Consider the following 26,479-nt stretch of genomic DNA (forward strand, 5'->3'; position numbering starts at 1 on the left):
CAGGCGACGGAAGCGATGACCATACCCCCAGCATCGCCGCAGTCAGCGCCGCACAAGTCTTCGCGGCAGGTGAGACTGCTCGACCTGATGGCCCTAATCGCTACAGTCGCGTTGGTGATGGCGACTCCCGCGATCGTCAAAGGGTGCATCCCGGCTGAGGCTCACAGGTCGTGGGACCGCCGCCAATATGTCGAGTTCACCGGATCGCTGGCACTCTGGAGCTGTACGGCGGTCGCACTTGCACTCTGGCTCGCTCGTCACAGGGCAGCCCTCCGGCAACAATCCGCCGAACCCGGACCCGCGGCACTCATCGCAGCGACCGGGGCATTCGTCCTCGTTGCGGGGCAGCAGCTCGCCTTGGTTCTCGTCTTCGCCGGCACCGGTGATTGGCCCCGTCATTACGCTAATGGCTTTTGGTTCCTCACCATCCTCGGCCGCGGCTCTGTGGCATGCGGGGCAGCGATCGCCGGGGTCTGGCTACTCCTTGCCATAGGCGCGTCGGGTCGACGGCCGTCGGGCTGGTTCTCGTGGCTGCTGATGGTACTCGGGAGTTTGTGGGTCTTCTGGGCACTCGTGGTTCCGACGCTACGTTTCCTTCCGATCCCGTGGCTGACCCGCAGTGGCATCGAATGAGGGCGAGGTGGGAAGCCGCGGCGAACACACCGGATAGCGTCTACCCCGAAGGGCGTGCTGGAGTACCACTGCCGTTTCTGCACAGGCGGTCGCCCCTGAGGGCCGCGTCGGCAACACGCTCTTTGTCGGGCTGTGGGGCCCGAAACCGGGCCCTGGCGGGCGGCCCGGCCCGGGAGGAGTCTCGGGATCAGGCCCGGACGGTGGGAGCCGGGGAGTTGCTGGTCGGGCGGCGGCGGAAGGGGCGGGTGAGGCCGAGGCGGAGGATGACGTCGAGGGCGCGGAGGACTTCGAGGGTGTTGATCTTCGACTTGCCTGCGCGGCGGTCCTCGAAGATGATCGGGGTCTCGCCGACGGTGCAGCCGACGAGCCGGCACCAGTAAAGAATCTCTTCCATGAACGAATAGCCGCGCGAGCGGACCCGGTCGAGGTCCATCTCGGCGAGCTTCGAGACGCGGTAGCAGCGATAGGAGCCGCTGTTGTCGCGCGAGGTGAGGCCGAGCAAAAGGCGGGCGTAGGTGTTGATCGCCCAGCTCATCAGCTTGCGCTTGGTGTTGAAGAGGGAGCTCTCGACCCCGCCGCCGGGGACGTAGCGCGAGCCGATCATCACGTCGTGGCGGTCCATGCCGGCGAGCAGGTCGGGGATGAACCGGGGGGGGTGGCTGAAGTCGGCGTCGAGGTTCAGCAGCTGGTCGTAGTCGCCCCGGATGGCGAAGCGCATGGCCTCGAGGATGGCCGTGCCGAGGCCGAGCTTGCCGGTCCGGTGCAGGACGTGGACGTCGGGCAACTGCTCGCAGAGCTCGTCCGCGACCCGGCCGGTGCCGTCGGGGGAGTTGTCGTCGATGATCAGGATCGCGGCGTGGGGCGCGTACTTGCGGATCGCCCGGACGAGGGGGACGAGATTCTCGGCCTCGTTGTAGGTGGCCAGCGAGACGACCAGCCGGGGGGGCGTGGCCGGGGATTCGGTGGCGAGTTCGGGCGCGTCGCTCACGACAGATCCGGGACGGGGCGAAACCGATCGGCGCACCAAGCTTGCCGGTCGGGACGAAGGGCGCAATGGGGCGGTCACGGGCATCAGCACGCATCCCCTACCATCGGACCAGCCTAGCAGAACCGAACCGGAATTTCAGTCCACTCGTCCGCCCAATTGCCGGGGCGATTGCGGCGCCTCGGTCCGTTGCCGGGGGTCGTTGGATGTCGCCGAGTCTGCGACGACACGCCGTCGGCAGGGATGATTCGCCCGGGCGAGCCGGAGGGGGGGCGTCTTCGAGGACTCGACGGCACCCAACGGCGAGCTACGGCGAACGGGACGGGCGACGGACGAGGCGTTGAAATTCGGGGACGGGTTCGGGAATCCTGAAGGCCGGCCGGGGTTGCCGGGCGGGTGGGGCCGCCCGGATGGAATGAAGACACAGGGTCGGGAACGGGCAGGTGCCGCCTTTTGCAGGCCCGGGCCGCGCATCCGGAGTGAATCCGAACCGCTCGCCAGGGACCACCATGCGCGAGGTCCCCCCTCGGGAATTGGGGGGCACGGGAGCATCAATCGTTGGCAACGCGCGACGGCACCTGCCCTCCCGGCGATCCCGCCCGGTGAGGGGCGGGAATTCGCGTCTCCTTGGTAACCCTCAATCGGCGATCGGTCCAGGCACGTTTGAGCCATTTCCCGCCGATCGCCCGACAATCTCACCAGGCGAGCGGGCAATCACTCCGGCTCGTTGGCGGAATTCAACTGGGAAAAGAGTCGGCTATAGGGGGCGAATTCCTGACCCGATTCGGCCCGGACCTGCGCCGAGGGCCGGGCGGACGACCAGTCGAGGCCCTCCCGGGCGTCGTCCTGCGGGGCCGCCTCCCCTTCGCAGGCACAGGGGATGCGGGGGTCGCGGGTCGGGTCGTGGGCGGCGAGGCCGCCCGCCGGCGTCCCGTTGAGGCCCCGGGCCGCCTCCAGGGCGAGGGCCCACTGCAACTGCGCCTGGATGGCCGCGTAGGGGTCGTCGATCGCCACCGTCGAGGGCTCGATCGGGCGTCGGTCGGCTCCGGCAGGGGCCGAGGGAGCGTGCAGGCCGATTTCCAGGGCGTCGTCCAGGGACTCGGCGAGGTCGATCGGCGCGAGGATGACGTCGGACTCGGCGTCGAGATCGGCCTCGGCATCGACCTCGGTGAAGGGGCCGAGGTCGGGATCGGCCGAGGGGTCCTCGGCGTCGGCCCAGCCGACCTCGATCACGCCGTCCTCGAACCGGAGGGGGGGGCGGGCCTCGCCGAGCCGGGGAGGGTCGCAACGCGGGGCGTCCGGGATCGGGGGGGCCTCGGCGACGATCGGCCCGGGCGGTCGCACGAAGGGGGAGAGCCGGGGGGAACCGGTCCGGGGCGGGGTCGACTCGCGATCGGGGGGCGAGCCGGAGATCGGGGCCGTCGCCGCCGCCGGGGGGGACGCCAGGCGAGCGGCCCGGGGGGTCGGCTCGGGCCGGACGGCGGGGGCGAGCCGATCGGCCAGGCGGAGCAGGCGGGCCGGGTTGCCGGCGGCCCGGGCGTGGAGCGTCTCGATCGTCTCCAGGGTCCAGGAGTGGTCGGGCAGCGACCATTCGAGCAGGGTCCGGGCCTCCTCGGCGTCGACCGGCCCGAGCGGGGCGTGGAGGGCCAGGCGGGCCTGGAGCGATTCCCAGGACCGGCCCCGAAGGCGGAGGGCCAGGCCGGTGCGGCCGATCAGGACGAGGCCGGCGACGCCGTCGGCCTGGCCGAGCCGGTTCGCGAGGAGCCGGAACTCCTCGAGGACGGCGTCGGAGGCGTTCTGGCCCTCGTCGAGCACGACGACCCAGCGGCGGGAGTCCTCGGTCTGCTCGGCCAGCTCGTCGAGCAGCTCGGCGCGGGGGTCGAGGACCGTGGCGGCGTCGCGACGGCCGAGCCCGCGGAGGACGCGGCGGAGCAGGTCGAGGCCGGAATCGGACGGGGAGGCGTCGACGAAGAGCCAGCGGCCCAGCTCGGGGAGCGACCCGGCCAGGTTCCTGCAGAGCCAGGTCTTGCCCGCGCCGGCCTCCCCGGTCAGGAGGACGGGTCCCCTGCCCTGCCTGAGGCTCCTGAGGCAGGCCGATCGGGCGTCGATCCGGCTGGGAAGCACGGAGGCCTCGGGGCCCGAGCCGGCCCGATCGCAGTCCGTTGCGCCTCGGGCGGAGTCAATTCGTCGGTCCATCGCCGCCACTCTCCATATCCTGGGCTGGGCCGGCGGACCGGCGTTGAGCGTTCGGTTCTCGAGCCCGACCGGGTGGGTGTCCGATCGGACCGATTGCGACTGCGATTGCGACCCGAACGCGGGCCGATCAACGGTGCCCGGTCAACCATCCCCCCTTCATATCGGAGGGGACCGCCCCGGGGCTTGATCCGGAACCGGCCCGGGACGGCGAGGGTCGCCCGACCGATCGCGATCCGACCCGCACGACCGGACCACACCGCCGGTCGGGTCGGGTCGGGCCGCGCGATCGGCCGTGCGTGCGGCGATTCGCCTTGCGACGTTTTTACAACGCCTCGCGGGCCGCTCTCGGGGAGGAGCCGGGGCGGGGACGGGGAGATCGCGGGCGGCGGTCGGCGACCCAACCCGTCACAGCCGTTGGGATTCGGGCCGAATCGGGCGGGGGGCCTGGCCGGGTCGTGGGGCGGCCTGGAACGGGGATTGCAACGAGACGGGATCCATCCGGCCGGATGTCCGCGGATCGCGCCAGCCCCGAATCATCCGCCCGGCCGGGGCGGGAGAACGCGAGCATCCCGCACAGCCCGAACGATCGGGCCGCGACCCGGGGCCGGAGGGTTGACGCCGGCCTCCTGGCATGCCGAAGGATGGGGAGACGTGATTGCCGGTCGCCCTCGAAGGGGGGCATCGGGACGGGTTTGCACGCGACTTCGGAACCGCCACGAGCAGACCCGTCAGCGCGGTTGGAACGGGCCTGGAGGGGGGACGGGGAGGACGGGGCCGCAGGGCCCGGCCCTCCCCTTGATCGTGCCGCGATCGCTCTCGCTCTCGCTCTCGCAATCGAGATCGCGATCGCGGTGATGGAGCGGTCGACTCCCCGACCCGGCCAGGCCCGACCGGCATCGAGCCAGACGTGTTCGCGTGTTGAATCCAAGAACGTATCGTGCGGTTCGGATCACCGCTCGTGAATCGCAAAAAAAGGTGAAGGAGGAGCCGATGCGTGCCGCCCGCTTCCGGTCCGCGGCCATGGCCGCCGCCGCCGTGGTGCTTGGCCTGTCGACCGGCCGAGCCTCGATGGCGCAGCAGCTCGACGTGGCGAGCATCTTGAAGGATAACCGGCCGGTCCAGCGGGGGGTCGAGTACGACACGCCCACCGACCCGGCCGAGATCGCGGCGAGCACCGCCGAGGTGCTGCCGGCCTCCCGCGTGGGGGGGGGTGTGAAGGGGGTGACGGTCGTCATCCGGGACGCCCAGGGCCGCACCCTGCGCCGGTTCATCGACGTGAGCGGCGACCGCAACATCGACCAGTGGTGCTACTACCGGGACGGGTTCGAGGTCTACCGCGACGTCGACTACAACGACGACCGCAAGATCGACGAGTCGCGCTGGCTGAACACGGCCGGGACGCGGATCGCCGTGGTCGAGGGGGGCAAGATCGCCTCGTGGCGTCGCCTGTCGGCCCAGGAGGCGAGCAAGGTCCTGGTCGACGCCCTCGTGGCCGGCGACCAGGCGATGCTGAACACGGTGATGGCCTCGGCCGACGAGCTGGCGGGCCTCGGCCTGCCGAAGGGGCTGGTCGAGCAGATCCGCAAGGAAGCCGGCGAGCGCCCGGCGGCGGTCGAGGCGCTGTCGAAGGCGCTCGGGGGCTGGGGCTGGACCAAGACGACCGCCTGGCTGCGGTTCGACGCCGACATGCCGCACCTGATCCCGGCGGATGCGTCGGCGGCATTGAAGGATGACGTGCTCCTGTTCGAGAACTCGGTGATCTTCGCCGGCGAGGCCGACGGCATGACCGACCTGGGCAAGGTGGCGTACTTGCAGGTCCCCGAGCTGGTGAAGGTCGGCGAGGTCTGGAAGTTCGTCGGCCTGCCCCGGGCGTTCAACCCGGATCCGTCGCAGGCCGAGATGATCGTCGCGTACGAGGGGATCCGGGCCTGGCTGTATCGCGAGGGGGGGTCGGGGGGCGCCGTCGCCTCGCAGGTCAGCCCCGAGCTGGAGCAGGCCCTCCGCACCCTGGCCGAGTACGACGCCGGCGCGGTCGAGATCTTCGCCAAGGGGAACGCGAAGGAGATCGCCACCTATCACTACGAGCGGGTCCGGAAGCTCCGCGACGTGATCGCCGCGGCCTCCGACGCCGACCGGATCGAGTACGAGAAGGAGGCGATCAACAGCCTCGCCGCCGCCTATCAGACGGGCGACCCGCAGATCGGCCCGGCGACGAAGCGCGTGCTGGATGACTTCGTCAAGGGGGGCGGGGCGCTCGGCTCGTATGCCGCCTTCCGCCTGATCCCGGCCGAGTACAGCCTGCAAGCCTCGAAGGACCCGGAGAAGCTCGTCGAGGCCCAGAAGGCCTGGATCGAGGGGCTCGAGGGGTTCCTGGAGGACTATCCGAAGTCGGCCGAGGTGCCCGAGGCCCTGTTCCAGCTGGCGAGCATCAAGGAGTTCAACGGCGCCGAGGACGAGGCCCGGGCGGTCTACCAACGCCTGGCGAAGGAGCACCCGGACACCCCCTCGGGCCGCAAGGGGGCCGGTGCCCTGACCCGGCTCGACCTGGAGGGCAAGCCGATCGCGCTGTCGGGCCCGGGGCCGGACGGGCAGACGATCGACGTGGCGAGCATGAAGGGCAAGCATGTCCTGATTGTCTTCGGCGCGGGGTCGTCGCCGCCGACGCAGCGGGAGCTGCCCGAGCTGGCCCGCCTGGCCGAGCGCCGCAAGGACGCCCTTGAGGTCGTCGCCGTGAGCCTCGACGGCGACCCGGACTCGGCCCGGTCGTTCGCCGAGCAGGGCCCTTGGCGGACGATCGTCGAGGAAGGCGGGATGGAGAGCCGACTGGCCGACGAGTTCGGCATCATCTCCCTGCCGACGATGATCCTCGTCGACCCCTCGGGCACGGTCGTCGACCGCGAGGTCCGATCGGCCACCGAGGCCGAGGGGCAGCTCGACGAGGCCCTGGCCAAGAAAGACTGATTCCCGCGCAAGACCGGTGCCATCCTCGCTTTCTGAATGTTGAGAGGATGGCACCGGTCTTCGTTCCGAGAAACTTCTGCTTTATTTTGTTGACAAGCACGCTCTACTTCGAGAGACTAAGCCTAATCGAACCATTCGCCATGGCGGCGAGTGCCTGATCCTGTCGGGTCATGATGGCCCCGTTGGCGGAGGGACGCGTCCCTCGGTCATCGGGGTTTTTGCGTTCAGGCAGCGTGGTGAGTCAGGCGACCACGACGGTCGCTCTCGATTTCGGTTGCGGTTGCGGTTGCAGGACGTCTGTAGAGAGAGACCGGGGCCTTGCCGGCCGCGATCCGCGGGGCCGGCCGGGAATCTTGACCGAAGGGACGATGGGAATGCGGCCCGAGCGCCGCCACGTTCGAAGGTGAACTCCCATGTCGCATCTGAGCAGTACTTCCGAGAGTCGACGACGGGCCGCGACGAGTCGGGCGACGTTGCCCGGGCTCGGGACTTCATTCGCACCGGAGCGGCCCCGGACGCCCCCGGCCGGGGGGGGCAGGAGGGTCCGGGACCGTCGGGACCCGGGCGGTCGCGATCGCCCGCTGGCGGCGTATTCGGAGCAGATTCACCCTTATGCGCTCCTGAGCGCGGCGGAGGAGCAGGCCCTGGGCGAGGCGAGCCGCCGGGGGGACCAGGAGGCCCGCGAGCGCCTGGCGCTGGCCAACCTGCGGCTGGTGATGGTCATCGCCAGGGACTTCCTCGGCCGGGGCCTGCCGATGGAGGATCTGGTGGGGGAGGGGAACCTCGGCCTCTTGCGGGCGGCCCGGGATTTCGACCCCGGCTTCGGCGTGCGGTTCAGCACCTATGCGAGCTACTGGATCCGGGAATCGATCCATCACGCGTTGAAGACCACGACGGCGCCGATCCGATTGCCGGTCTACCTGATCAACCTCTTGACGAAGTGGAACCGGATCGAGCGCGAGCTGTCGCAGCGGCTCGGGACGCCGCCGAGCCATGACGAGATCGCCGACCGCCTGGGCCTCAGCCCGGCCCAGCGGCAGATCGTCGAGCACGCCTTGCAGGCCCACCGGTGCCAGGTCGGGTCGCATTCGGAGGAGAACACGCTGTTCGCCGAGGCCGTCGCCGAGGCGGAAGGCCCCGAGGCGCGGCTCGACCACGACGAGTCGCGGCAAGCGCTGCAACACGGCTTGAGCCTGCTCGACCCGATCGAGCGCGACGTGCTGACGATGCACCTCGGCCTCGACCAGGACCCGCCGAAGACCCTGAACGAGATCGGCCAGGCCCTGGGGGTGAGCCGGGACCGGGTCCGGAAGCTGGAGGCCGCGGCGCTCCGCAAACTGAAACGCGCCTGGCAGGAGGCCACGGAGTGCCGGGCCGTCCCGGTCGGTGCGATGGCGGGCTGACCCCGCCGACGGGCGATCGAACGGGGGCCGCTCGCGTCCGCCCGGCGGTCTGCTTGTCTCGGCCCCCCGCGTCGGGGTATCGTGGTCGCAATCGGACCTGTCGTTCCTGGGCCTTGTGACCTTGAGAGTGCCAATGTCGTCCATCGAGCCCCTGGCCTGCCTCAATGGCGAGCAGATGCCCGCGTCGGAGGCGAGGATTCCGGTCTGGGACCGCGGCTTCCTGTTCGGCGACGCGATCTACGAAGTGATGCGGCTCTACGGCGGCCGGATGTGGCTGGAGGCCGAACACCTGGCCCGCCTGACGCGCAGCCTGGACGAGATGCGGATCGAAGGGGTCGATTTCGGCGGGCTGACCGACCGGATCCACCGGACGATCGCCGCCAGCGGGGTCGAGGAAGGGACGGTCTACATCCAGATCAGCCGGGGGGTCGCCCCGCGACGGCACCGATTCCCGGAGCCGGGGACCCCGCCGACGGAGCTGATCGTCGTCGGCCCTTATGACGACGCAAGCACCGCCGAGCGTCGGCAGACGGGCGTGCCGGTGGTGAGCCATCCCGACCTGCGGTGGAAGCGTTGCGACGTGAAGTCGGTGAACCTGCTCGGCAATGTGCTGGCCAACGAGGCGGCGCATCAAGGCGGGTGCATCGAGGCGGTCCTGGTCGATCGGGACGGGATCGTGACCGAGGCGACGCACTCGTCGTTGCTCTGGGTGCGCGGGGGACGCCTGGAAGGGACGCCGGAGGGGCCGGGGATCTTGCCGGGGACCAGCCGGGGGTTCATCCTGAAGCTGGCCGAGGCGCTCGGCATCCCGTTCGCCGAGGCGACGATCAGCCTCGACGACCTGAACCGGGCCGACGAGGTGATGCTCAGCGGGACGACGCTGGAGATCGTCCCCGTCACCCGGATCGACGACACGACGATCGGCGACGGCACGCCGGGGCCGATCGCCCGTCGGCTCGTCTCGGGGTTTTCGGAGGCGGTGCAGCGCTTCCGAGGCGGTCGGGAACCGATCGCGGCCGGGTCGCCGGTCGGTGCCTCCAGCGCGGGAGCCTGACCCCTTGGCCGAGCCCGAACCGCAGCCGAAATCGGACGCAACGGAAGCCGACGCCCTCGCCGCCTCGGGCACGAGCCCGGAGGAGCCGCTGCACCCGCTCGACGCCCACGCCGTCCGGGAGGCGGTGCCGAAGACGGCCGGGATCTGGGCCATCGTGCTGACCGAGGACGAGGAACGCGCCGAGGCGGTCGCCGATCGCCTGCGGCAATTGCTCGGCGGTCGGGGTCGGCCGGTGCGGGTGGTCGTCGAGCCGTTCAAGTACGAGTCGCGGGCCGATCGCCTGAAGCGAGGGCTGCAAGGGGCGGATCTGCCCCTCGTGCTCGTGACGACGGCATTGGAACCGTGGACCGAGGCCCATCTCAATCCGTTGCTCAAGGCGATCGACCACGCCGACCATGTGCTCGGCCGGCGGCGGCGGTCGTTCCTGGGACGGGTGGCGCGATGGCTGGCCTGCCGGCCGTGGGCGTTTTTGTTCGCGATTCCGCTGCGCGACGTGCATTCCCCCTGCCGGTTGCATCGGCGCGAGGCCTTGGAGAAGCTGCCGCCGCAGTCGTCGTCGCGGTTCCTCGATGTGGAATTGCTGGCGAAGGCGTCGTTCTTCGTGCAGCTCGTGAGCGAGGAAGAGGTCCCCCCGTTGCGCGACGCGGCGGGGCCGCGCGGGTTCTGGGGGGATTTTTTGGAGGTCTTCCTGCATCCGGTCATTCGGTTCGAGCCGGAACAGGAGCCGGAGCCGGAGCCGGTCGAAACTCCTGCGGTCGATTCCTCAGCTCCAGCGGAAGATCCGCAGGGCGATGACGAAGGTGGCGACGGCCCAGGCGGCGAGGATGAGCAGGTTCGGGCCGACGTCCATCAGGGTCGCCCCTTCGAGGATCACGCGCCGTAGGCCGTCGACCAGTTGCGTGAGCGGCAGGGCCTTGATGAACGGGAGCATGCCCTCGGGGAAGCGCTCGTAGGAGAAGAAGACCCCCGAGAAGAGCCACATCGGGATCATCACCAGGTTCATCAGGCCGCTGACGGTCTCGGTCGTCTGCGCCCGGCTGGCGACCAGGAGGCCGATGCCGGCGAAGGCGAGCGCCCCGACCACGTCGATGAGGATGACCAGGCCGAGGTTCCCCCGGATCGGCATGCCGAAGCCGACGACTCCGAGCGTCAGGAGGATGGCGAGATCCGGGATGAGGAAGGTGATCCGGGCGCCGAGGACCGCCAGGAGGAAATTGCGGCGGGGCATCGGCGTGGCCTGGAACCGCTTGAGCAGCTTGCCGATGCGGAAGTTGACCAGCAGGAAGCCGATCCCCCAGAGGCCGCCGCCCATGGCGTTGACGCCGATCAGGCCGGGGATGAGGAAGTCGATATAGCGCGATCCGGGTTCGTCGATGATGGCGTTGGTCGTCTCGGCCACGTCCTCGCGGCCGAGCGCCCGCTGGTAGGCGTCGTCGAAGGCCGCGCGGGCGGCCAGGGCCTCGGGCCGGGTCGGGTCGTAGCGGTAGCGGACCGCGTCGGGGCCGGTCGGCTCGACGACGAGGGGGGTCTGCCCGCGCTGGAGCCGGATCGCCGCCTCCTCCGGCCCGACCAGGTTGAGGGCCACGCCGACCCGGCCGTCCTCGGGATCGACCGCCGAGGCAACGAGGCCGAAGATCGTTCGGGACTCGTCGGTCTCGACCAGGTCGACGACCACCACCTCGGGCGCCCCCGAGTTGAACGCCAGTCCCAGGACCACGGCCAGGACGATCGGGAAGCCGTAGACCCAGAAGATCCGCGCCGGCTGGCGGTAAAACTCGCGGAGCCGGGCCAGGTACAGTTGCCAGAGGGAGGAGGAGCGGGGCATGGGAGGGGGCTTCGTCCAGGGAGGTGGCGCTGTCTGAGCGGCAGGACTGGGAATGGGTCGGGGGGACGATTCCTTGAACCGTCGCGCCGGGATCAAATCGTCACATGCCCGCCTTGTCAAGCATCGATAAAGTCAGGCGTGAAAGTCGCTCGGGAACACTGGTGCCAGCGGACCGGCTCAACCGAGGTCAGCCGGGCGATCGGCTTCCGGTTTCCCCGCCGGGTCAGGGTCAGGGAGTCTTCTCGTCTGTTCGTTTCTTCGCGGACGAGGATTTCGGGGCTTCGGGCATTCGCTTCAGCACGCGGCCGTGTTCGTCGATCACGCCTCGGGCGATCAGGTCGGCTCGACGCTCCAGGGGGGGCTGGGCCAGTCGGCGTTCAAGGGCCCGCTTGAGCTGTTCGACCATCTCCGGGTCGGCCATCGTAGGACTCCTCTCGGTTCAGGTGGGCCGGAAGACCCCGACGATGCACGCGGGATCGCGAACGGCGATCTGGATATGGGATTCCTGGAGAATCGCCGATCCTGGGAACGCCGGCTCTCCTTCAAGGAACGGACAGCGGACCGACTGGAAGGTCATGCCGTCCCGATCTGCATACGCGAATAGCTCGTTGATGATCAGGCAATCCAGGTCCCGACGCTTACCCTTATTCTTGGGCATTGGCTCGCCGGTGGCTAGCCGGATCTGTTGGAGCGAGTGATACGCGCCCTTCAGGAGCATCGTGTAGCCTGTATCCGTCAGATCCAGACACTTGCCGAGCTGGATCAACGCCCCGACGACCCCTCCTTTTCCCCAGGCCTTCGCCCGTTCGGGGGCGTACTCCCAGAAATAGATCCCCCTGCCGAGCCAATCGAAGGGGTTCTCGCTCGGCTTCCACTCCGAGACCGGAAGCTCGCCGGCGATCAGCGCATCGGCGAACTCGGGCTCGCAGCCATGATAGCCGAGCACGACCCGAGCGAACCTATCCATCAAAGATCCCTTGCTTTCCCAATCACTCATTGATCAATCAGCCCGCCCTCGAGCGTCGTCGGCGTCCGCGACCGGGGGGGGAGGACTCGCCGTTGGTGGCGTCGATGCCGTCTTCGCGGAGGTGGCGGCCGGTGAGGGCGACGAAGACGTCTTCGAGGCTGACGCGGCGGGTGGTGAGGCGGAGCAAGGGGCGTCCCTGGGATTCGAGGCGATCGAGCAGGGCGGGGATGGCGGCGTGGGGCTCGTGGACGGCGAGGGCGAAGGCGTCCCCTTCGGTGCGGGAGGAGGCGACGCTCGGCAGGTCGGCGAAGGCCTCGGGGAGCAAGGCGGGGCCGTCGCCGCCGAGGCTGAACTCGATGATGTGCTCGCCGCCGAGCCGGGCGATCAGCTCGTTGGGCGTGCCGAGGGCGATGACCTTGCCGTGGTCGACGATGGCGATCCGGTCGCAGAGGCGTTCGGCCTCGTCCATGTAGTGCGTGGTGAGGACGATCGTCCGCCCCCGCTGGCGGAGGTTGCGGATCACGTCCCAGAGCTGGCGGCGGGCCTGGGGGTCGAGGCCGGTCGTCGGCTCGTCGAAGAAGAGGAGCTCGGGGTCGCCGACCAGGGCCAGGGCCACGGCAAGCCGGCGCTGCTGGCCTCCGGAGAGGGTCTCGACGTAGGCGTCGGCCTTGGCCTCCAGCGAGACGAGCGGCATGAGGGAATCGGGATCGGGGCCGGAGCGGTAGAAGCTCTGGAAGAGACGGAGCAGCTCGCGGACGGTGATCTTCTCCGGGAAGCGGGTTTCCTGGAGCGTGACGCCGATGCGCTCGCGGATGGCGTCGGCCTCGGCGTCCCAGCGGCGGCCGAGGACCTCGACCGAGCCGCTGGTGGCGTCGTTCAGGCCTTCGAGGATCTCGACGGTGGTGGTCTTGCCCGCGCCGTTGGGGCCGAGCAGGCCGAAGCACTCGCCGGTGACGACCTCCAGATCCAGGCCGTCGACCGCGACCACGGGGCCGGTGCGGGCGGGGTAGACCTTGCGGAGGTCCTGGACGCGGATGGCCAGGTCGCCGGGGGGAGGGGTGGGCATGGGGATGAAGACTCGGGGGCGACAGCGGGCGAGGAGGCGAAGGGGATCGGATCGAAAGGGGTATTTTAGCGAGTGGGAGGGTGAGTGGACAGGGATCGGATCTCGCGCAGAGGCGCAGAGACGGGGAGAAGAGGAGAGGGAGAGGAAGGGATTGAGGACGGGTGAGTTCGGAGATCTGACGGAGGGGGTGGAAAGGCTCGGTGACTCTGCGGCTCCGCGTCCCTGCGCGAGATCCGATCCTTCACGCTGATGGAATGGGTGGATTACTCCGCGGTGCTGTGACGCTGGGCGAGGTCCGTGCCGGAGGTGCGGCGATCCGCGAGCGTTGCGGGCGGGGCGGGATTGGGGGCGTGTCGGAGGCGGTAGATGGCGTAACGGCCATCGACCCGGAGCAGCTCCAGGGACGCAGCTTCCGAATCGTCGGCACCGGGGGCGGCGGCGAGGATGTAAGCGGCCCCCTGGCGGCGGGCGAGGGAGGCGCGGTCGGACGCGAGCATCTCCTGGTAGCGGCGTTCGAGGGCGTGGCGATCGGCGAGATAGGCGCGGGCGAAGGCGGCGACATCCCCTTCGAAGGCGACGTGATCGGCGAAGCGGCGGGCCCAGTCGGCCAGGCCGCGGCCGTCGTAGGGGCTGGCGGCGCGGTTGAAGGCGACCTCGCGACGCGACCAGAGGCGGAAGGTTTTGGGACCGGGCGGGCCGATGAACCGGGCGTCGGGGGGCGTGTGCGATCGGGCCCAGAGGGCCAGGCGTTCGACGTCGTTGGTGGGGGATTCGCCGAAGCGGCAGCGGCTGATGAGGGCGTCGCGGCCGGTGCGGAGCCAATCGGGGCCGTCGGCCGGGAGGATTGCGGCGATCGCGGCCAGCACGGGCACGGCAAAGGCGAGCGTCGTGAGCCGGAGGGCACGGCCGGGGGTCCAGGCGGGCAAGGGTCGGCCCCGGAGGCGCCAGGCCCCCATCAGCACGGCCGCGCCGATGCCGAGCAAGAGGGGGAGGTATCCGGCGTCCGGGTCGTGGCGGATCAGGTGGACGATCCCGCCGAGCAGCACGGCCAGGGCGGACGGGGCGGCGGCCCGGGGGAGGCGGAGGCGATCGCCGAGTGTCCAGGTCAACTCGGTCGCGACGGCGACGACCATCGCCCCGTCGCTGCCGAGGCCGGACACCAGCAACGCCGCCCGGAGCAATCCGCCGAGACCGCCGAGCAGGGCGAGCGATCGGATGCGCTCGGCGATCAGGACGAGGCAAAGCCCCCGGACGACCGTCGCCATGCGGAACGGCTGGAAGATGGTGACGCGAGGGTCGCCGAGCAGTTCGATCGCCGCCCAGGCCGCCGCCAGCGCGACGAGCAGGATGCCGAGCAAGGCCAGGCACCGGGTCCGGGCGAGGGAGAGGGGCCGGCCGAGGTCCCAGAGTGTCATGATCGCCAGCGCCGGGTAGCAGAGCCAGGCGAGCCACTGCATCGGCCGCCAGAGGTGCGGCAGCATGTGTTGCGGCCCCTGGACGGTGAAGCTCAGGAGGCGGAAGGTCTCCGGGTCGAGCCCCTCGAACAGGGCGGCTTTCTGGGGGGCCTGGATGAGGACCGTCGGCAGCAGGGCCACGACCAAGGCCGTCATTCCGAGCAATGCCGAGGGTCGGGCGATCGCCAATCGTCCCGGCGCGATCAGGGCCAGCAGCCAGCCGGCGGCGAGGAGCATGGCCAGTTGCATCCCGAGGGCCGGATGCACCAGGCCCGCCAGGCCGATGAGCACGGCGATGGCCAGCGTTCGAAGCCGTTTTGTTTGCTTCGGGAGGGACGGGGACACCTCACCCCGCGAGCGGGGAGATGCGGACAAACTCCGACCCTCGCCCCCGCCTTGCGGGGGAGAAGAGGGTGGCCGGAGGCCGGGTGAGGGGGCCAATTGCAAGGACGTCAGGCGTTGCGATCCATCCGGGGACCCCTCACCCCGGCCCTCTCCCCGCTTGCGGGGAGAGGGAGGAAGAAGGGGAGCGGCGTAAGAGGCGGAATGTGCGTTGCGAACCTCGCCCGGTGAGCAGAGAGAGGGGGAGGGAACTCGCGACGAGCCGCAGCAGAGGAACAGGGCGATCGCGACCCAGCCGAGGCCGAAGGCGATGAGGCGGTCGAGGAGCATCGGCTCGAACAGGTGATTGGTGCCGATGTTGCCGGCGTCGGCCAGCAGGAGGAGGGCGACGGAAAGCAAAGCGACCCATTCGCCGGACCCGGGCCAGAGCGATCGGGCGAGGAATCGGACGCCGACGCAGGTGATGGCGTAGGTCAGGGCGTAGAGCAGGAACAGGGCGGCGGGCAGGCCGATCAGGCGGCTTGGGTAGTCGAGAAGGGTGAGATAGCCCTGGTGGGGATTGAAGGCGTCGAAGGCGCGGACGAAGGGGTCGGCGGCGAAGACGGCGGGATCTTGCTGGTGCAGGAGCAAGGGGAGCCGGTACGCCTGGTCGCCGTCGAGCGAGCGATAGCCGCCGAGGCTGAGGGAGAGGCCGAACAGCAAGGTGTAGGCGACCCAGGTCGGGGCGGGCCGGACCGAGGGCCGAACGGTTGGCTCGGGCGGGTCGAGATTGGGCGATCCGTCTCGCATGGAAACACTCCCCCCGGGCGATCGTCTGTGCAGGATGCCCGGCCTGGGAGTGTGCCGACGATTGGCGAGGGGGTCAAGCTCAGCGGGGGACGAGGTTGCGCAGGGCGTCGAGCTTGTCCAGGTCGCGGCGGACGTCTTCGAGGGCCTCTTGCAGGGACTGCGGCTCGGCCGAGGGCTTCGATTCGACCGCCAGCGGGGCGGCCCGACGCGAGGGGGCGCGGGCCTGGGTTTGCGGTTCGGAGGCGTCGACGGCGAAGGCGCGGCGGGTCTGTTCTTCGGTTTCGTCGGCGGGTTCGGGATCACCTTCGGCGTCGGCAGCGGCGGCGGAGCCGAGGCCCATCTCGCGGACGTGGGCGACGAGGGCCTGCACCGGCTCGGCCTCCCAGAGACGTCGGGCAGGCTCGTAGCGTGCGGAGAAGGCCAGCACGTACGAGGTTTCGACCTGCTCGCCGACCCACCCGCCCGAGGCGACGTAGTCGGGCGTGTACGGCTGGATGGCCGAGACGAGGAAGGCGACGACGATCGCCCCCTTGGCCGCGCCGAGCAGGGCGCCGGCCGACTGGTCGCCCCGGTGCGACGGCCCGGCCATGCCGGAGGCCGAGGCGATCCGGCGCCGGGAGGCCGACAGGACGGTGGTGGCCAGGCCGGAGAGGACGACGAAGACGAGGGCGAACGCGACCCACCAGAGCAGGCGGTCGAGCAGCTCCGGCCCCATCGACGTGAGGCGGGCGGCGACGATCGGCCGGGCCAGGTCGCGCACGGGGGCGGCGAGGTAGACGGCCCCGACCAGGCCCCCGATGCGGATCGCCTGGGCGAAGAACCCCCGGAACCAGCCCCGAAGGGCGGCGATCACCACCATCGCGCCGAGGATGACGTCCATTCCCATCGCAATCTCATCCTTCCGCCCACCCAGGCAAGACGCACTCGATCCTGAATACTGACATATTCGGTGTCGGGGGGCGGATCTTGGGGAAAAACCGCTCGCGGCCCGTTTTCGAGAGGACGATCGGCGGCCGGCAAGGCGTCCGATGAGTCTTGCAACCGCGATGCCCCGTCGGCTTGATCATTCCGCACTTCGAGCGATCGCACAAGGGCGACCGGGCCCCGACGGGGCGTCGCGGGGAGGTTCCACCGAGGGCCGGATCGGACCGGGAGGTGAGGTGCCAGGGGGGCCATGCACGGGGAGGGAACTCGCGCAGAGTCGCAGCGACGCGAGAGGAGAGGGAGAGGAGGAGTGAGGAATCTCCCGCCGGGACCGGTGATCTTCGGCTTGCCAACGGCGCAGGATCGCAGAGAATGGGGTGGGATGATCCGAGCCGTTCTCGTGCGACCGAGGACGCGGGTCATCCTCGCACGGAGGCATGCCCCTCGCCCGGACACCCGCAACGGCCGACCCCGACCAATCGACCGACCACACTCCGCCGAGCGATTCGGGCCGAGGGCCAGGAACCCGCGTCATGGAAGTCAGGACCGCCGAAGACGAGGCACGCGCAGAAACCGACGCCCCCTCCCCTGCTTCTTCATCTTCGCCTTCGCAGTCGACCGCGGCTCCGGGGGCGGAGCCACGCCAGGCGTCGCCGAGGCCACCGGAGGATTCGCCGGTCCAGAAGCTCGGCGAGCAGTTCTTCGACGCGGTGGCCGAGATCGGCAACGTGGCCGTCTTCTCGGGGTTGACCCTGATGTGGCTGGTCCGCCGGCGTCCGAGGTGGGCGACGCTGGTGCCGAACTTCTACCTGATCGGCGTCAAGAGCATGCCGGTGGTGGCGATCACGGGGATGTTCATCGGCATGGTGCTGGCCGTGCAGGCGCACCGGCAGTTCGCGGCGATGGGGATGGAGACGCGGCTGGGGTCGGTCATCAACATCTCGCTGGTCAAGGAGCTGGGGCCGGTCCTGGCCGCGACGATGCTCGCCGGCCGGGTCGGGTCGGCCATGGCCGCCGAGTTGGGGACGATGCGCGTGACCGAGCAGATCGACGCGCTCGACGTGCTGGGGGCGAACCCGATCGCCTATCTGGCCGTGCCGCGGTTGCTGGCGTGCGTGCTCCTGATCCCGCTCCTGACGCTGATGGCGGACTTCATGGGGATCATCGGCGGGGCGGTCGTGGCGACGCAGATGCTCGGGGTCGACTCGTACCACTACTGGGCGCATTCGAGGGCCTATGTGGGCGGGCTCGACATCTTCGCGGGGGTGTTCAAGAGCTACTTCTTCGGCGCGGCGATCGCCCTGATCAGTTGCCATCGCGGGTTTAAGTGCTCGGCCGGGGCCGAGGGGGTGGGCAAGGCGGCCACCGAGGCGTTCGTCACCTCGTTCGTGGCGATTTTGTTCCTCGACTTCTGCCTCGGCCTGGCCTGGAACAAGTTCTACGTGGCCCTCTGGCCCGAAACCAACACCCTGGTCTGACCCGACCTGACCTGGCCTGGTCGTGTCGCGGGGACCGATCGGAGGGGCTCGACATCGTGATGAACAGCACTGCCGGGACGACGGCGACCCCGGGCGGCGCCGGGTCGGTTTCGACCGAGGCGGCCGAGCCGGTGATCGCGCTGGAAGGCATCGGCATGACCTTCCGCCATCAGCAGGTCCTGCGCGACGTGACGATCCGGGTGCCCAAGGGGCAGACGCTCTGCATCATCGGCGAGAGCGGGTGCGGCAAGACGGTCTTGCTGAAGCTGATGATCGGCCTGATCCGCCCGACCGCCGGGACGGTGCGCTTCGAGGGAATGGACCTGAACCGGCTCAGCTCGTACGAGTTGAACCAGGTCCGCCTGCGGTTCGGCTTCCTGTTCCAGATGGCCGCGCTGTTCGACAGCCTGACGATCTACGACAACGTCGCCTTCGGCCCCCGCGAGCACGCCCTGTACGACGAGCGGATGCTCCGCCGGATCGTCCACGAGCGGCTCCGCGAGGTCGGCCTGCCGATCGGGATCGAGCCGAAGAAGCCCGCCGAGCTGTCGGGCGGCCAGCGCAAGCGCGTCGGCCTGGCCCGGGCGCTCGCCCTCGACCCCCAGGTGATGCTCTATGACGAGCCGACGACGGGGCTGGATCCGATCATGAGCGACGTGATCAACGAGCTGATCCTGCAGACCCAGCGCACGAAGCACACGACGGGGGTGGTGGTCACGCACGACATGAAGACCGTGACCAAGGTGGCCGACCGGGTCATCATGCTCTACCCGCTGGCCCGGCTCAAACCGGACGAGCCGCAAATTCTCTACGACGGTCCCCCCGAGGCGCTCGAAGACCACCCCGACCCGCGTGTCCGTCAGTTCGTGCGGGGCGAGGCGGGCGAGCGGCTGAGCGAGTTGAGCAACGAGCGCGGCTGACGGGTCCGCCGCGAGGGATCGGCCGAAATCCGGATCGAGGGCAGGAACGCTCCCCACGAGGCACGCCCAACGGGCATACTTGGGTCGACGCAACACGATTTCCACCGCGAGCGCGAGGGCCGACCATGAACGAACGTGTGATGCAATTCCGGATCGGCATGTTCGTCATCGTCGCCGGGATGGTCCTGACGATGCTGATCGTCTGGTTCGAGGCCCCGGCCCTGATCCAGGAGCGGCACTTCGTGACCGTCTATTTCCCCGAGGCGCCGGGGGTCGACCGGGGGATCCCGGTCCGCAAGAGCGGGGTGCGGGTGGGGGAGGTCTTCGCGTTCACCTTCACCGAGGCCGACCAGCCCGAGGGGGTGCTCGTGACCCTCTCGCTCGACCCGACCTACACGATCCGCGAGGGGGCCACGCCCCGGCTCGGCCGGGCCCTGATCGGCGACGTGTCGATCGACCTGCTGCCCGCGACCGGGTCGGAGCCGATGAAGACGTTCGACTCGCCCGACGAGGCCCTGCGCGAGGACCGTTGGATCACCGGCCTGGTCGCCACCGACCCGTTCTTGCTGCTGACCGACGCCTCGAAGATCTTCGAGCAGGCGGACAGCACGATGGTGGCCATCGAGGCGGCGGCCACGAACCTCTCGGCGATCGTCGGCAAGGCCGAGTCGCTCGACGAGTTCCTGACCACCTGGGGCAACACCGGCCGGAGCATCGAGACGGTGGCCAACGACCTCGGCCGCGTGCTGGACGAGAACGAGGCCGACATCAAGCCGGCGGTGGCCACCCTCCGGAGCGTCGCCGAGAAGCTCGACGCGGCCTTCGACGACAGCACCCGGGACCAGGTGAAGTTGACGCTCAACCGCGTGGCCTCGGCCTCCGAACGGCTCGACGTGCTGCTGGCCGACCTGCAACCGATCGCCGCCGAGCTGAAGGCCGGCCCCGCCGACAGCCCCCGCACGAACCTCGGCCAGGCGATCTTCCGGATCAACAAGATCGCCTACGACGTCGGCGTGCTGACGGCCTACCTCCACGACGGCCAGGGGCGGTTGAACACCAAGGGGACCCTCCAGCGTCTCGTGTCCGACCCCCAGCTTTATGAGGATGTCCGCCTCGTCCTCCGCTCGGCCGACGCCGCCGCCAACGACGCCCGATCGGTCCTGCGCACGTTCGGCTCGTTTGCCGAGAAGATCTCCCGGGACCCGGGACTGATTTCCACCGGCGTGCTCAACGGACGATAATCGAGAGCCGAGCGATGATCGGAGCCGTAATCGCGACCGACGACCTCCGGAACCGCCTGCTTCGGGCCGGTCAACCCGTTTCCGGAGATGACCAGGAGGACGGGGCATCGACCGAGGTCTGGCCGACCGCCGAGACGATCGTGACCATTGCGGTCAACCTCGACCCGACGCTCAAGCCGGCCTACCGGGAGCGCTATTTCGCCTGTTACGTGGACTCGGAGGACAATTCATCCCCTTTGCTCCGGGATGATCCGGCCTTCGCCCTGCCGCGAACGCTCCGCGAGGCGGCGGCGGGGAGCCCGGCCGCTCTTCCCTTCCTGGAGGGACCGTTCCGATGGCTCGCGCGGCGGATGATTCGATTCTCGTCCGTCCTGCTGTGGCCGGCGAGTGCTGAACCGGCCCCCGGCTGGCCTTTCTCGCAGGCCAGGCTGCTCGAAGGGCTCCCCCTGCTCCGAAAGCGGCTCGAATCCGCCTCAGCGGGTCTGGCCGAGGTCGGCGCAGTCCTGCTCCTTCCTGAGCGAGAGGCGGACGGAGCGATCCTCTGGGAGGCCGCCCGGCACGTCGCAGGGTCGTTCTCCAATTTTCATGTGAGCGATCCGGAATGCCGGGAAGTCTACCTGTTGCATCATCACGACAAGGTCGTCGCGTCGGTGCCGGACCTGGCCACGCGCCAGCAGTTGACCGAGGAACTCGCCTCCCAGCCCGACCTGTTCGCCGACTGCTCCGGCTACGTCTCCGACTGGGATGACGAGGACGAAGAGGACGCCCCCTGATCGATCGCCTCGCCGGGTGGCCGGGGCAAAGCGCAGCGTGCCCCGGGTGAGCAGGCTTGAGACACCGGGGCACGCCGCGCTTTGCCCCGGCCACACAAAACCACTCTTGAGCTTTGCCTGGCTACACAGGGGTATTCATTTGCCCGTCTGATCAGGGGATAAGCCTCACCGGCGGGTGGCCGGGGCAAGGCGCAGCGTGCCCCGGGTGAGCAGGCTTGAGACACCGGGGCACGCTGCGCCTTGCCCAGGCCACACAAAGGTATTCATTCGATCGTTTGAGCAGCGAACAAGCCTCTCCGCGGGTGGCCCCGGCCGGGATGTTCGTCGGTCGCCTCTTGCACTTGCGCCCCGACGGCATGAGCATCGGGAGACCGCCAATTGCCCCACGCTCGGGGCGATCATGGGCCACGGCGGGGGTGAAATACCACGTCCTTCCGGACGTCGACTCCAGGTGAGGCGTTGGGGGGCATGTCGAATTCATGAGCTACATTCTCACACCGATTGCCGTCGATCTTGGGCGGATCGCGAGTCTGATCGGCTCGGGGGACGATCGCCTGGTCGGCGTCCTGGTCGAGGAGTTTGGCCACCGGATCAAGCGAATCGACAAGATGGCCGCCGATCATGCCGAGGACATCGAGGCGGAGGCCGCGACGACGGTGCGGGATGCCCTCGCACAGATGGTCAACGGCGAGCGATACGATGAGGAGGTCGGATTCGTCTACGGGTATGCCCTGGAGTTCGTTTGCGAGCACCTCGGGGAGTGCTTGCCGAACGAGGGATGGTCGGGGATTCGGGCGGAGTGGGCCGAGATGGCGGATGAGGCCCTCGGGTCGGTCGGGGTGGACGAGGCGGCGCTCCGGCTCGGTAGCCTCATGTACCGCGGCTCCCCGGTCCCGCTGCCGGCGATCGATGACTTTCCCTTTATCGGCTACCTGCGCGGGCCCGAGATCAAGGCGGCGCTGGAGGCATTCGATGAGGAGAGGCTGACCCGGGTTGGCGACGACGAGATGCGCTCGTCGCTGGCCGAGCTACGGGGTTGGCTCCGACGATGTGAGGCCAGCGGGCGAGACCTTATCTGCTTCTACGCCTAACCGCTCTCATGGCCTCTGCCGTCAAGAGCGCACCTTCGGCCGGGTGGCCGGGGCAAAGCGCAGCGTGTCCCGGGTGAGCAGGTTGGAGACGCCGGGGCACGCAGCGCTTTGCCTCGGCCACACAAAACCACTCATGTGTTTTGCCCGGCCACACAGATGTATTCCTTTGACCGTTTGAGCAGGGGATAAGCCTCACCGCGGGTGGCCCCGGCGGGCCGGTCCGCTGGGCCTGGTTGTTCGGGGGCGAGCCTGTGCGGAGGGACGCGATGCGAGGGAAATCCAGAGTCGTCGTATGCAGCTTGGTCGTCCTTGCGACGTGCATCCTGCTCGTTTTCGTCGTTGCGGCGACGGTGCCACGATCGCTCCGCGGTCACGCGCCTGCGTTCATGGTCCCGATGGTTCGTGCCAGGATCGAGAACCTCACGCCGGGGATGACCCATCAAGACGTCCGGGAAGAACTCGGTGTCTTCGATCGGTTCCTCGATGGCGGGATCGGCGGCGGCCCGCGCAACCGCAGTTGGGTGGGTCGTAGTCTGAGGCCCGGCTGCGGCATCAGTCTGGTCTTCGACTACACCACCCAGCCCCCTCGATTGGTTGAGGCGCAGCTTGTCGGCGACGGCTGGTCGGAATGAGGGCGGGAACCCGGGGCCTCGTTCGAAGCCTGGACATTTGTGGGAGATGCAACCCGAGGGAGGCGGGTGCGTCGGGCCCCTTGAGGCTCGACGCACCCCGATCAAAACGAAGACACTTCCAGGACGTTGCAATCGTCCTGGAAGTGTGCGGATGGCGGTTGCGTTTCTATAGCGTCGCGAGGATCACTGCTGCTGGAGGGCGACGACCTGGGGCTTCGAGCGTTCGGCCGGGGCGAGGTCGAAGCGGTCGAGGTTCATGACCTTGGTCCAGGCGGCGACGAAGTCGTTGACGAACCGGGTTTGGCCGTCGTCGCTCGCGTAGACCTCGGCGATGGCCCGCAGCTGGGAGTTGGAGCCGAAGACGAGGTCGAACCGGGTGGCCGTCCACTTCACGTCGCCGGTGGCGCGGTCGCGGCCCTCGAAGAAGTGCTCGCACATGGGGGAGACCTGCCACTCCGTGTTCATGTCGAGCAGGTTGACGAAGAAGTCGTTCGTCAGGGTCCCGCGACGATCGGTGAGGATGCCGAGATCCGCGAGCGGGCCGCCGCCGGAGTTGGTGCCGAGGGCCCGCATGCCGCCGATCAAAGCGGTCATCTCGGGGGCGGTCAGGGTGAGCAACTGGGCGCGATCGACCAGCAATTCCTCGACCGGTCGGTCGATTTCCCGGGCCATGTAGTTGCGGAAGCCGTCCGACTTCGGCTCGAGGAAGGCGACCGACTCGACCTCGGTCATCTCCTGGGTGGCGTCGGTCCGGCCCGGGGTGAACGGGACCTCGACGTCATAGCCGCCTTGCTTCGCGGCCTCCTCGACGGCGGCGGAGCCGCCGAGCACGATCAGGTCGGCGAGCGAGACCTTCGTGCCGTCGGCCTGGGCGGCGTTGAACTCCTGCTGGATGGTTTCGAGCGTCGCCAGGACCTTCGCGAGCCTGGCCGGCTCGTTGACCGCCCAGTCCTTCTGGGGGGCGAGGCGGATGCGGGCGCCGTTGGCGCCGCCGCGCTTGTCGCTGCCGCGGAAGGTGGAGGCCGAGGCCCAGGCGGTGGAGACCAGGTCGGAGGTGGACAGGCCCGAGGCGAGCAGCTTGCTCTTGAGCTCGGCGATGTCCTCGTCGTCGATCAGCGGGTGGTCGACCGGCGGGACCGGGTCTTGCCAGATCTGCGGCTCGGCCACTTCGGGGCCGAGCAGGCGGGAGACGGGGCCCATGTCGCGGTGGGTCAGCTTGTACCAGGCCTTGGCGAAGGCGAGCTTGAACTCGTCGGGGTTCTCGTGGAATCGCTTCGAGATTTCGCCGTAGGCCGGGTCCATCTTCAGGGCCAGGTCGGTGGTGAACATCATCGGGGCGTGGGACCTGGTCGGGTCGTGCGCGTCGGGCACGGTGTCCTTCGCCGACTCCTCCTTGGGGGTCCACTGCCAGGCGCCGGCGGGGCTCTTGGTCAGTTCCCAGTCGTAGCCGAAGAGGTTGTCGAAGTAGCCGTTCGACCACTGCGTCGGGGTGGAGGTCCAGGCCCCTTCCAGGCCGCTGGTGATGGTGTCGCCGCCACGGCCGGTGCCGAACTTGTTCTTCCAGCCGAGCCCCTGCTCGCTGATGTCGGCGCCCTCGGGGGCGGCCCCGACGTTGTCGGCACTGGCGGCGCCGTGGGCCTTGCCGAAGGTGTGGCCGCCGGCGATCAGGGCGACGGTCTCCTCGTCGTTCATGGCCATGCGGGCGAAGGTCTCGCGGATGTCGCGGGCTGCGGCGATCGGGTCGGGCTTGCCGTTCGGGCCCTCGGGGTTGACGTAGATCAGGCCCATCTGGACGGCGGCCAGGGGGTTCTCCAGCTCGCGGTCGCCGGAGTAGCGCTTGTCGCCGAGCCACTCGCTCTCGGGCCCCCAGTAGATGTCTTCCTGGGGCTCCCAGACGTCTTCGCGGCCGCCGGCGAAGCCGAAGGTCTCGAATCCCATCGATTCGAGCGCGACGTTGCCGGTCAGGACCATCAGGTCGGCCCAGGAGATCTTGTTGCCGTACTTCTGCTTGATCGGCCAGAGGAGCCGGCGGGCCTTGTCGAGGTTCGCGTTGTCGGGCCAGCTATTCAAAGGGGCGAACCGCTGGGTGCCGTAGCCGGCCCCGCCCCGGCCGTCGGTCACCCGATAGGTGCCGGCGCTGTGCCAGGCCATGCGGATGAACAAGGGGCCGTAATGACCGTAGTCGGCCGGCCACCAGTCCTGCGAGGTGGTCATCAGCTCGCGGAGGTCGTCCTTGACGGCCTCCAGGTCGAGCTTCTGGAACTCCTCGGCGTAGTTGAAGTCGGGCCCCAGTGGGTTGCTCTTCTGCGAGTTCTGGTGGAGGATCGCCAGGTTCAACTGGTTCGGCCACCAGTCGCCGTTCGACATGGATCCGGCCGCGGTGTTCCGGGCCTGCGGCGGGTTGACCGGGCCCATCACCGGGCAGGCGGCCGCGGGCTGGCCGTCGTCGACCCGGGCCGCGGTCGTGAAGATCTGAGCATTCGGAGCGTCGGCGGCCAGCGGTTCGCCGCCTTTCGGCGGGACCGGAGGAAGCTGGGCCACGCCGGCGGACGTGACCAGACACGCCCCGGCACACCAGAGTGCAAGAGTCCGCAACGCCATTGGAGAGCTCCTTGTTTTCGTTCGTCGGGGATCCGCCCGGAGGCGAGCAAATCGCGTGATGCGGAGGGATTCGAAGGCGGCCTGCATCGGCCCGCGAACCCCTACCATTGAAGTATGGTCCGGGGACGCCCATAATCCCAATGCATTTTCCTTCTCTCTCCGATGCATCGCGTGCATGGTTCGACGGGGTGGGTGATGGACCTCGACCAGTTGCGGTATTTCCTCCGGGTCGCCGATCGCCAGAACTTCACGAGGGCGGCCGAGGACCTGTCGATCTCGCAATCGGCGCTCAGCCGATCGATCCAGAAACTGGAGGAGGAGCTCGGTCAGCCGGTCTTCGAGCGCAAGACCCGGTCGGTCTCGTTGACCGACGCGGGCACCCTGCTGCAAGCCCGGGCGCAACAGGTGCTCACCATTCTTGAGGATACGAAAGCGGAGATCACCGACGACGGCCAGAGCGGCCGCGTGCGGGTGGGGGCGATCCCGACGATCGCCCCGTACTTCCTGCCGGGGGTCCTGCGTCAGTTCTCGAAGGCCTTCCCGAAGGCCACCTTGATCGTGCAGGAGCACACGACCGACGCCCTGCTGAAGAGCTGCACGCAGGGGGAAATCGACCTGGCCATCCTCGCCTTGCCGGTCCCGGCGCGGTATCTCGAATTCGAGGAACTGTTCGAGGAAGAATTGCTGCTCGTGCTCCCCCCGGATCACCCCCTGGTGGCGAAGGAGAAGCTCCGGATCAAGGACGTGGACGCCTATCCGTTCGTGCTGCTCGACGAGGCGCACTGCCTGTCGGACACGATCGTGACGTTCTGCCGGCAGCGGTCGTTCCAGCCGGTCGCCGTCGAGCGGACGAGCCAGCTGGCGATGGTGCAGGAGCTGGTCTCGCTCTCGCACGGCGTGTCGATGATCCCCGCCATGGCCCGCGAATGCGACCAGAGCGACCGCCGCGTCTATCGCTCCTTCTCGGGGCAGAAGCCGACGCGGACCGTCGCCGTCGTCTGGAACCCGTACCGCTTCCAGAGCCGCCTGATCCACGCCTTCCGCGAGCACCTGCGCCACTCGAAGCCCGGGGCGGCGGCGGCGCTCGGATGATTGGCGTTGCGGAGCAGAAGCCCGATTGAAGGGGAGTGCGCCTCGGTCGCCA

General features: G+C 69.2%; 21 protein-coding genes. 12 read left to right on the top strand and 9 right to left on the bottom strand.

The genetic code is table 11. From position 1 onward, the window contains the following. On the top strand, window positions 1-633 hold a 633-nt coding region (locus tag AB1L88_RS16030; protein WP_367097685.1), incomplete at its 5' end, for a hypothetical protein. 187 nt (window positions 634-820) lie between these two features. Here the strand turns inward: AB1L88_RS16030 and AB1L88_RS16035 are convergent. Beyond that, window positions 821-1,621: a polyprenol monophosphomannose synthase gene (locus AB1L88_RS16035; RefSeq protein ID WP_367097686.1), complete on the bottom strand. Its 801-nt coding sequence runs from the start codon at window positions 1,619-1,621 to the stop codon at window positions 821-823. A 711-nt stretch (window positions 1,622-2,332) separates the two neighbouring features. Then, the gene (locus tag AB1L88_RS16040) at window positions 2,333-3,814 is read right to left on the bottom strand and encodes an ATP-binding protein (RefSeq protein WP_367097687.1); all 1,482 of its coding nucleotides are present in this window, start codon (window positions 3,812-3,814) and stop codon (window positions 2,333-2,335) included. Between the two features lie 990 nt (window positions 3,815-4,804). Here AB1L88_RS16040 and AB1L88_RS16045 point away from each other — a divergent pair. From AB1L88_RS16045 to AB1L88_RS16060, 4 genes are all read left to right on the top strand, one after another. Further along, entirely contained in the window at window positions 4,805-6,775 is a 1,971-nt protein-coding gene (locus tag AB1L88_RS16045) for a thioredoxin-like domain-containing protein (RefSeq protein ID WP_367097688.1), read from the top strand. A gap of 473 nt (window positions 6,776-7,248) precedes the next feature. Next, window positions 7,249-8,178, top strand: coding sequence for an RNA polymerase sigma factor RpoD/SigA (locus AB1L88_RS16050; RefSeq protein WP_367097689.1), 930 nt, complete (start codon window positions 7,249-7,251; stop codon window positions 8,176-8,178). 133 nt (window positions 8,179-8,311) lie between these two features. Then, a complete protein-coding gene (locus tag AB1L88_RS16055) occupies window positions 8,312-9,232 on the top strand; it encodes an aminotransferase class IV (RefSeq protein ID WP_367097690.1) in 921 nt (306 codons plus the stop codon). Between the two features lie 4 nt (window positions 9,233-9,236). Then, window positions 9,237-10,115, top strand: a complete 879-nt coding sequence (locus tag AB1L88_RS16060; protein ID WP_367097691.1) for a hypothetical protein — start codon at window positions 9,237-9,239, stop codon at window positions 10,113-10,115. Here AB1L88_RS16060 and AB1L88_RS16065 read toward each other — a convergent pair. The 6 genes from AB1L88_RS16065 to AB1L88_RS16090 all read right to left on the bottom strand — a co-directional run bounded on the left by AB1L88_RS16065 (window position 9,996) and on the right by AB1L88_RS16090 (window position 16,561). After that, window positions 9,996-11,057 (bottom strand): ABC transporter permease, encoded by a 1,062-nt coding sequence (locus AB1L88_RS16065; RefSeq protein ID WP_367097692.1) that lies wholly within the window; start codon window positions 11,055-11,057, stop codon window positions 9,996-9,998. The two genes, AB1L88_RS16060 and AB1L88_RS16065, sit on opposite strands and share 120 nt — an antisense overlap. A gap of 229 nt (window positions 11,058-11,286) precedes the next feature. Next, window positions 11,287-11,478, bottom strand: a complete 192-nt coding sequence (locus AB1L88_RS16070) for a hypothetical protein (protein ID WP_367097693.1) — start codon at window positions 11,476-11,478, stop codon at window positions 11,287-11,289. 18 nt (window positions 11,479-11,496) lie between these two features. Further along, on the bottom strand, window positions 11,497-12,024 hold the full coding sequence (locus AB1L88_RS16075) for a hypothetical protein (protein ID WP_367097694.1): 528 nt from the start codon (window positions 12,022-12,024) through the stop codon (window positions 11,497-11,499). A gap of 37 nt (window positions 12,025-12,061) precedes the next feature. Beyond that, window positions 12,062-13,090 carry an ABC transporter ATP-binding protein gene (locus AB1L88_RS16080; protein ID WP_367097695.1) on the bottom strand — a complete coding sequence of 343 codons (1,029 nt, stop codon included), beginning with the start codon at window positions 13,088-13,090 and terminating at the stop codon, window positions 12,062-12,064. A 263-nt stretch (window positions 13,091-13,353) separates the two neighbouring features. After that, window positions 13,354-15,675 (bottom strand): DUF6798 domain-containing protein, encoded by a 2,322-nt coding sequence (locus AB1L88_RS16085; protein ID WP_367097696.1) that lies wholly within the window; start codon window positions 15,673-15,675, stop codon window positions 13,354-13,356. A gap of 79 nt (window positions 15,676-15,754) precedes the next feature. After that, window positions 15,755-16,561 (bottom strand): CvpA family protein, encoded by an 807-nt coding sequence (locus AB1L88_RS16090; RefSeq protein WP_367097697.1) that lies wholly within the window; start codon window positions 16,559-16,561, stop codon window positions 15,755-15,757. A 571-nt stretch (window positions 16,562-17,132) separates the two neighbouring features. Between AB1L88_RS16090 and AB1L88_RS16095 the strand changes: the two genes are divergently transcribed. The 6 genes from AB1L88_RS16095 (at window position 17,133) to AB1L88_RS16120 (ending at window position 22,734) form a co-directional block, all read left to right on the top strand. Next, window positions 17,133-18,077 (top strand): ABC transporter permease, encoded by a 945-nt coding sequence (locus tag AB1L88_RS16095; protein ID WP_367097698.1) that lies wholly within the window; start codon window positions 17,133-17,135, stop codon window positions 18,075-18,077. Between the two features lie 59 nt (window positions 18,078-18,136). Then, on the top strand, window positions 18,137-18,997 hold the full coding sequence (locus AB1L88_RS16100; RefSeq protein WP_367097699.1) for an ATP-binding cassette domain-containing protein: 861 nt from the start codon (window positions 18,137-18,139) through the stop codon (window positions 18,995-18,997). Window positions 18,998-19,122: 125 nt separating this feature from the next. After that, window positions 19,123-20,238: an MlaD family protein gene (locus AB1L88_RS16105; protein ID WP_367097700.1), complete on the top strand. Its 1,116-nt coding sequence runs from the start codon at window positions 19,123-19,125 to the stop codon at window positions 20,236-20,238. A 14-nt stretch (window positions 20,239-20,252) separates the two neighbouring features. Then, a complete protein-coding gene (locus tag AB1L88_RS16110) occupies window positions 20,253-21,011 on the top strand; it encodes a hypothetical protein (RefSeq protein ID WP_367097701.1) in 759 nt (252 codons plus the stop codon). Window positions 21,012-21,490: 479 nt separating this feature from the next. Then, the gene (locus tag AB1L88_RS16115; RefSeq protein ID WP_367097702.1) at window positions 21,491-22,102 is read left to right on the top strand and encodes a hypothetical protein; all 612 of its coding nucleotides are present in this window, start codon (window positions 21,491-21,493) and stop codon (window positions 22,100-22,102) included. Between the two features lie 431 nt (window positions 22,103-22,533). After that, window positions 22,534-22,734, top strand: coding sequence for a hypothetical protein (locus AB1L88_RS16120; RefSeq protein ID WP_367097703.1), 201 nt, complete (start codon window positions 22,534-22,536; stop codon window positions 22,732-22,734). A gap of 183 nt (window positions 22,735-22,917) precedes the next feature. Here the strand turns inward: AB1L88_RS16120 and katG are convergent, their stop codons facing one another. After that, window positions 22,918-25,512, bottom strand: coding sequence for a catalase/peroxidase HPI (gene katG / locus AB1L88_RS16125; RefSeq protein WP_367097704.1), 2,595 nt, complete (start codon window positions 25,510-25,512; stop codon window positions 22,918-22,920). 18 nt (window positions 25,513-25,530) lie between these two features. On the opposite strand from katG, the gene AB1L88_RS16130 reads away from it, so the two are divergent. Continuing rightward, on the top strand, window positions 25,531-26,427 hold the full coding sequence (locus AB1L88_RS16130; protein WP_367097794.1) for a LysR family transcriptional regulator: 897 nt from the start codon (window positions 25,531-25,533) through the stop codon (window positions 26,425-26,427). Window positions 26,428-26,479: the final 52 nt, after the last annotated feature.

It is taken from the genome of Tautonia sp. JC769, from assembly GCF_040717455.1.
Lineage (GTDB): Bacteria > Planctomycetota > Planctomycetia > Isosphaerales > Isosphaeraceae > Tautonia.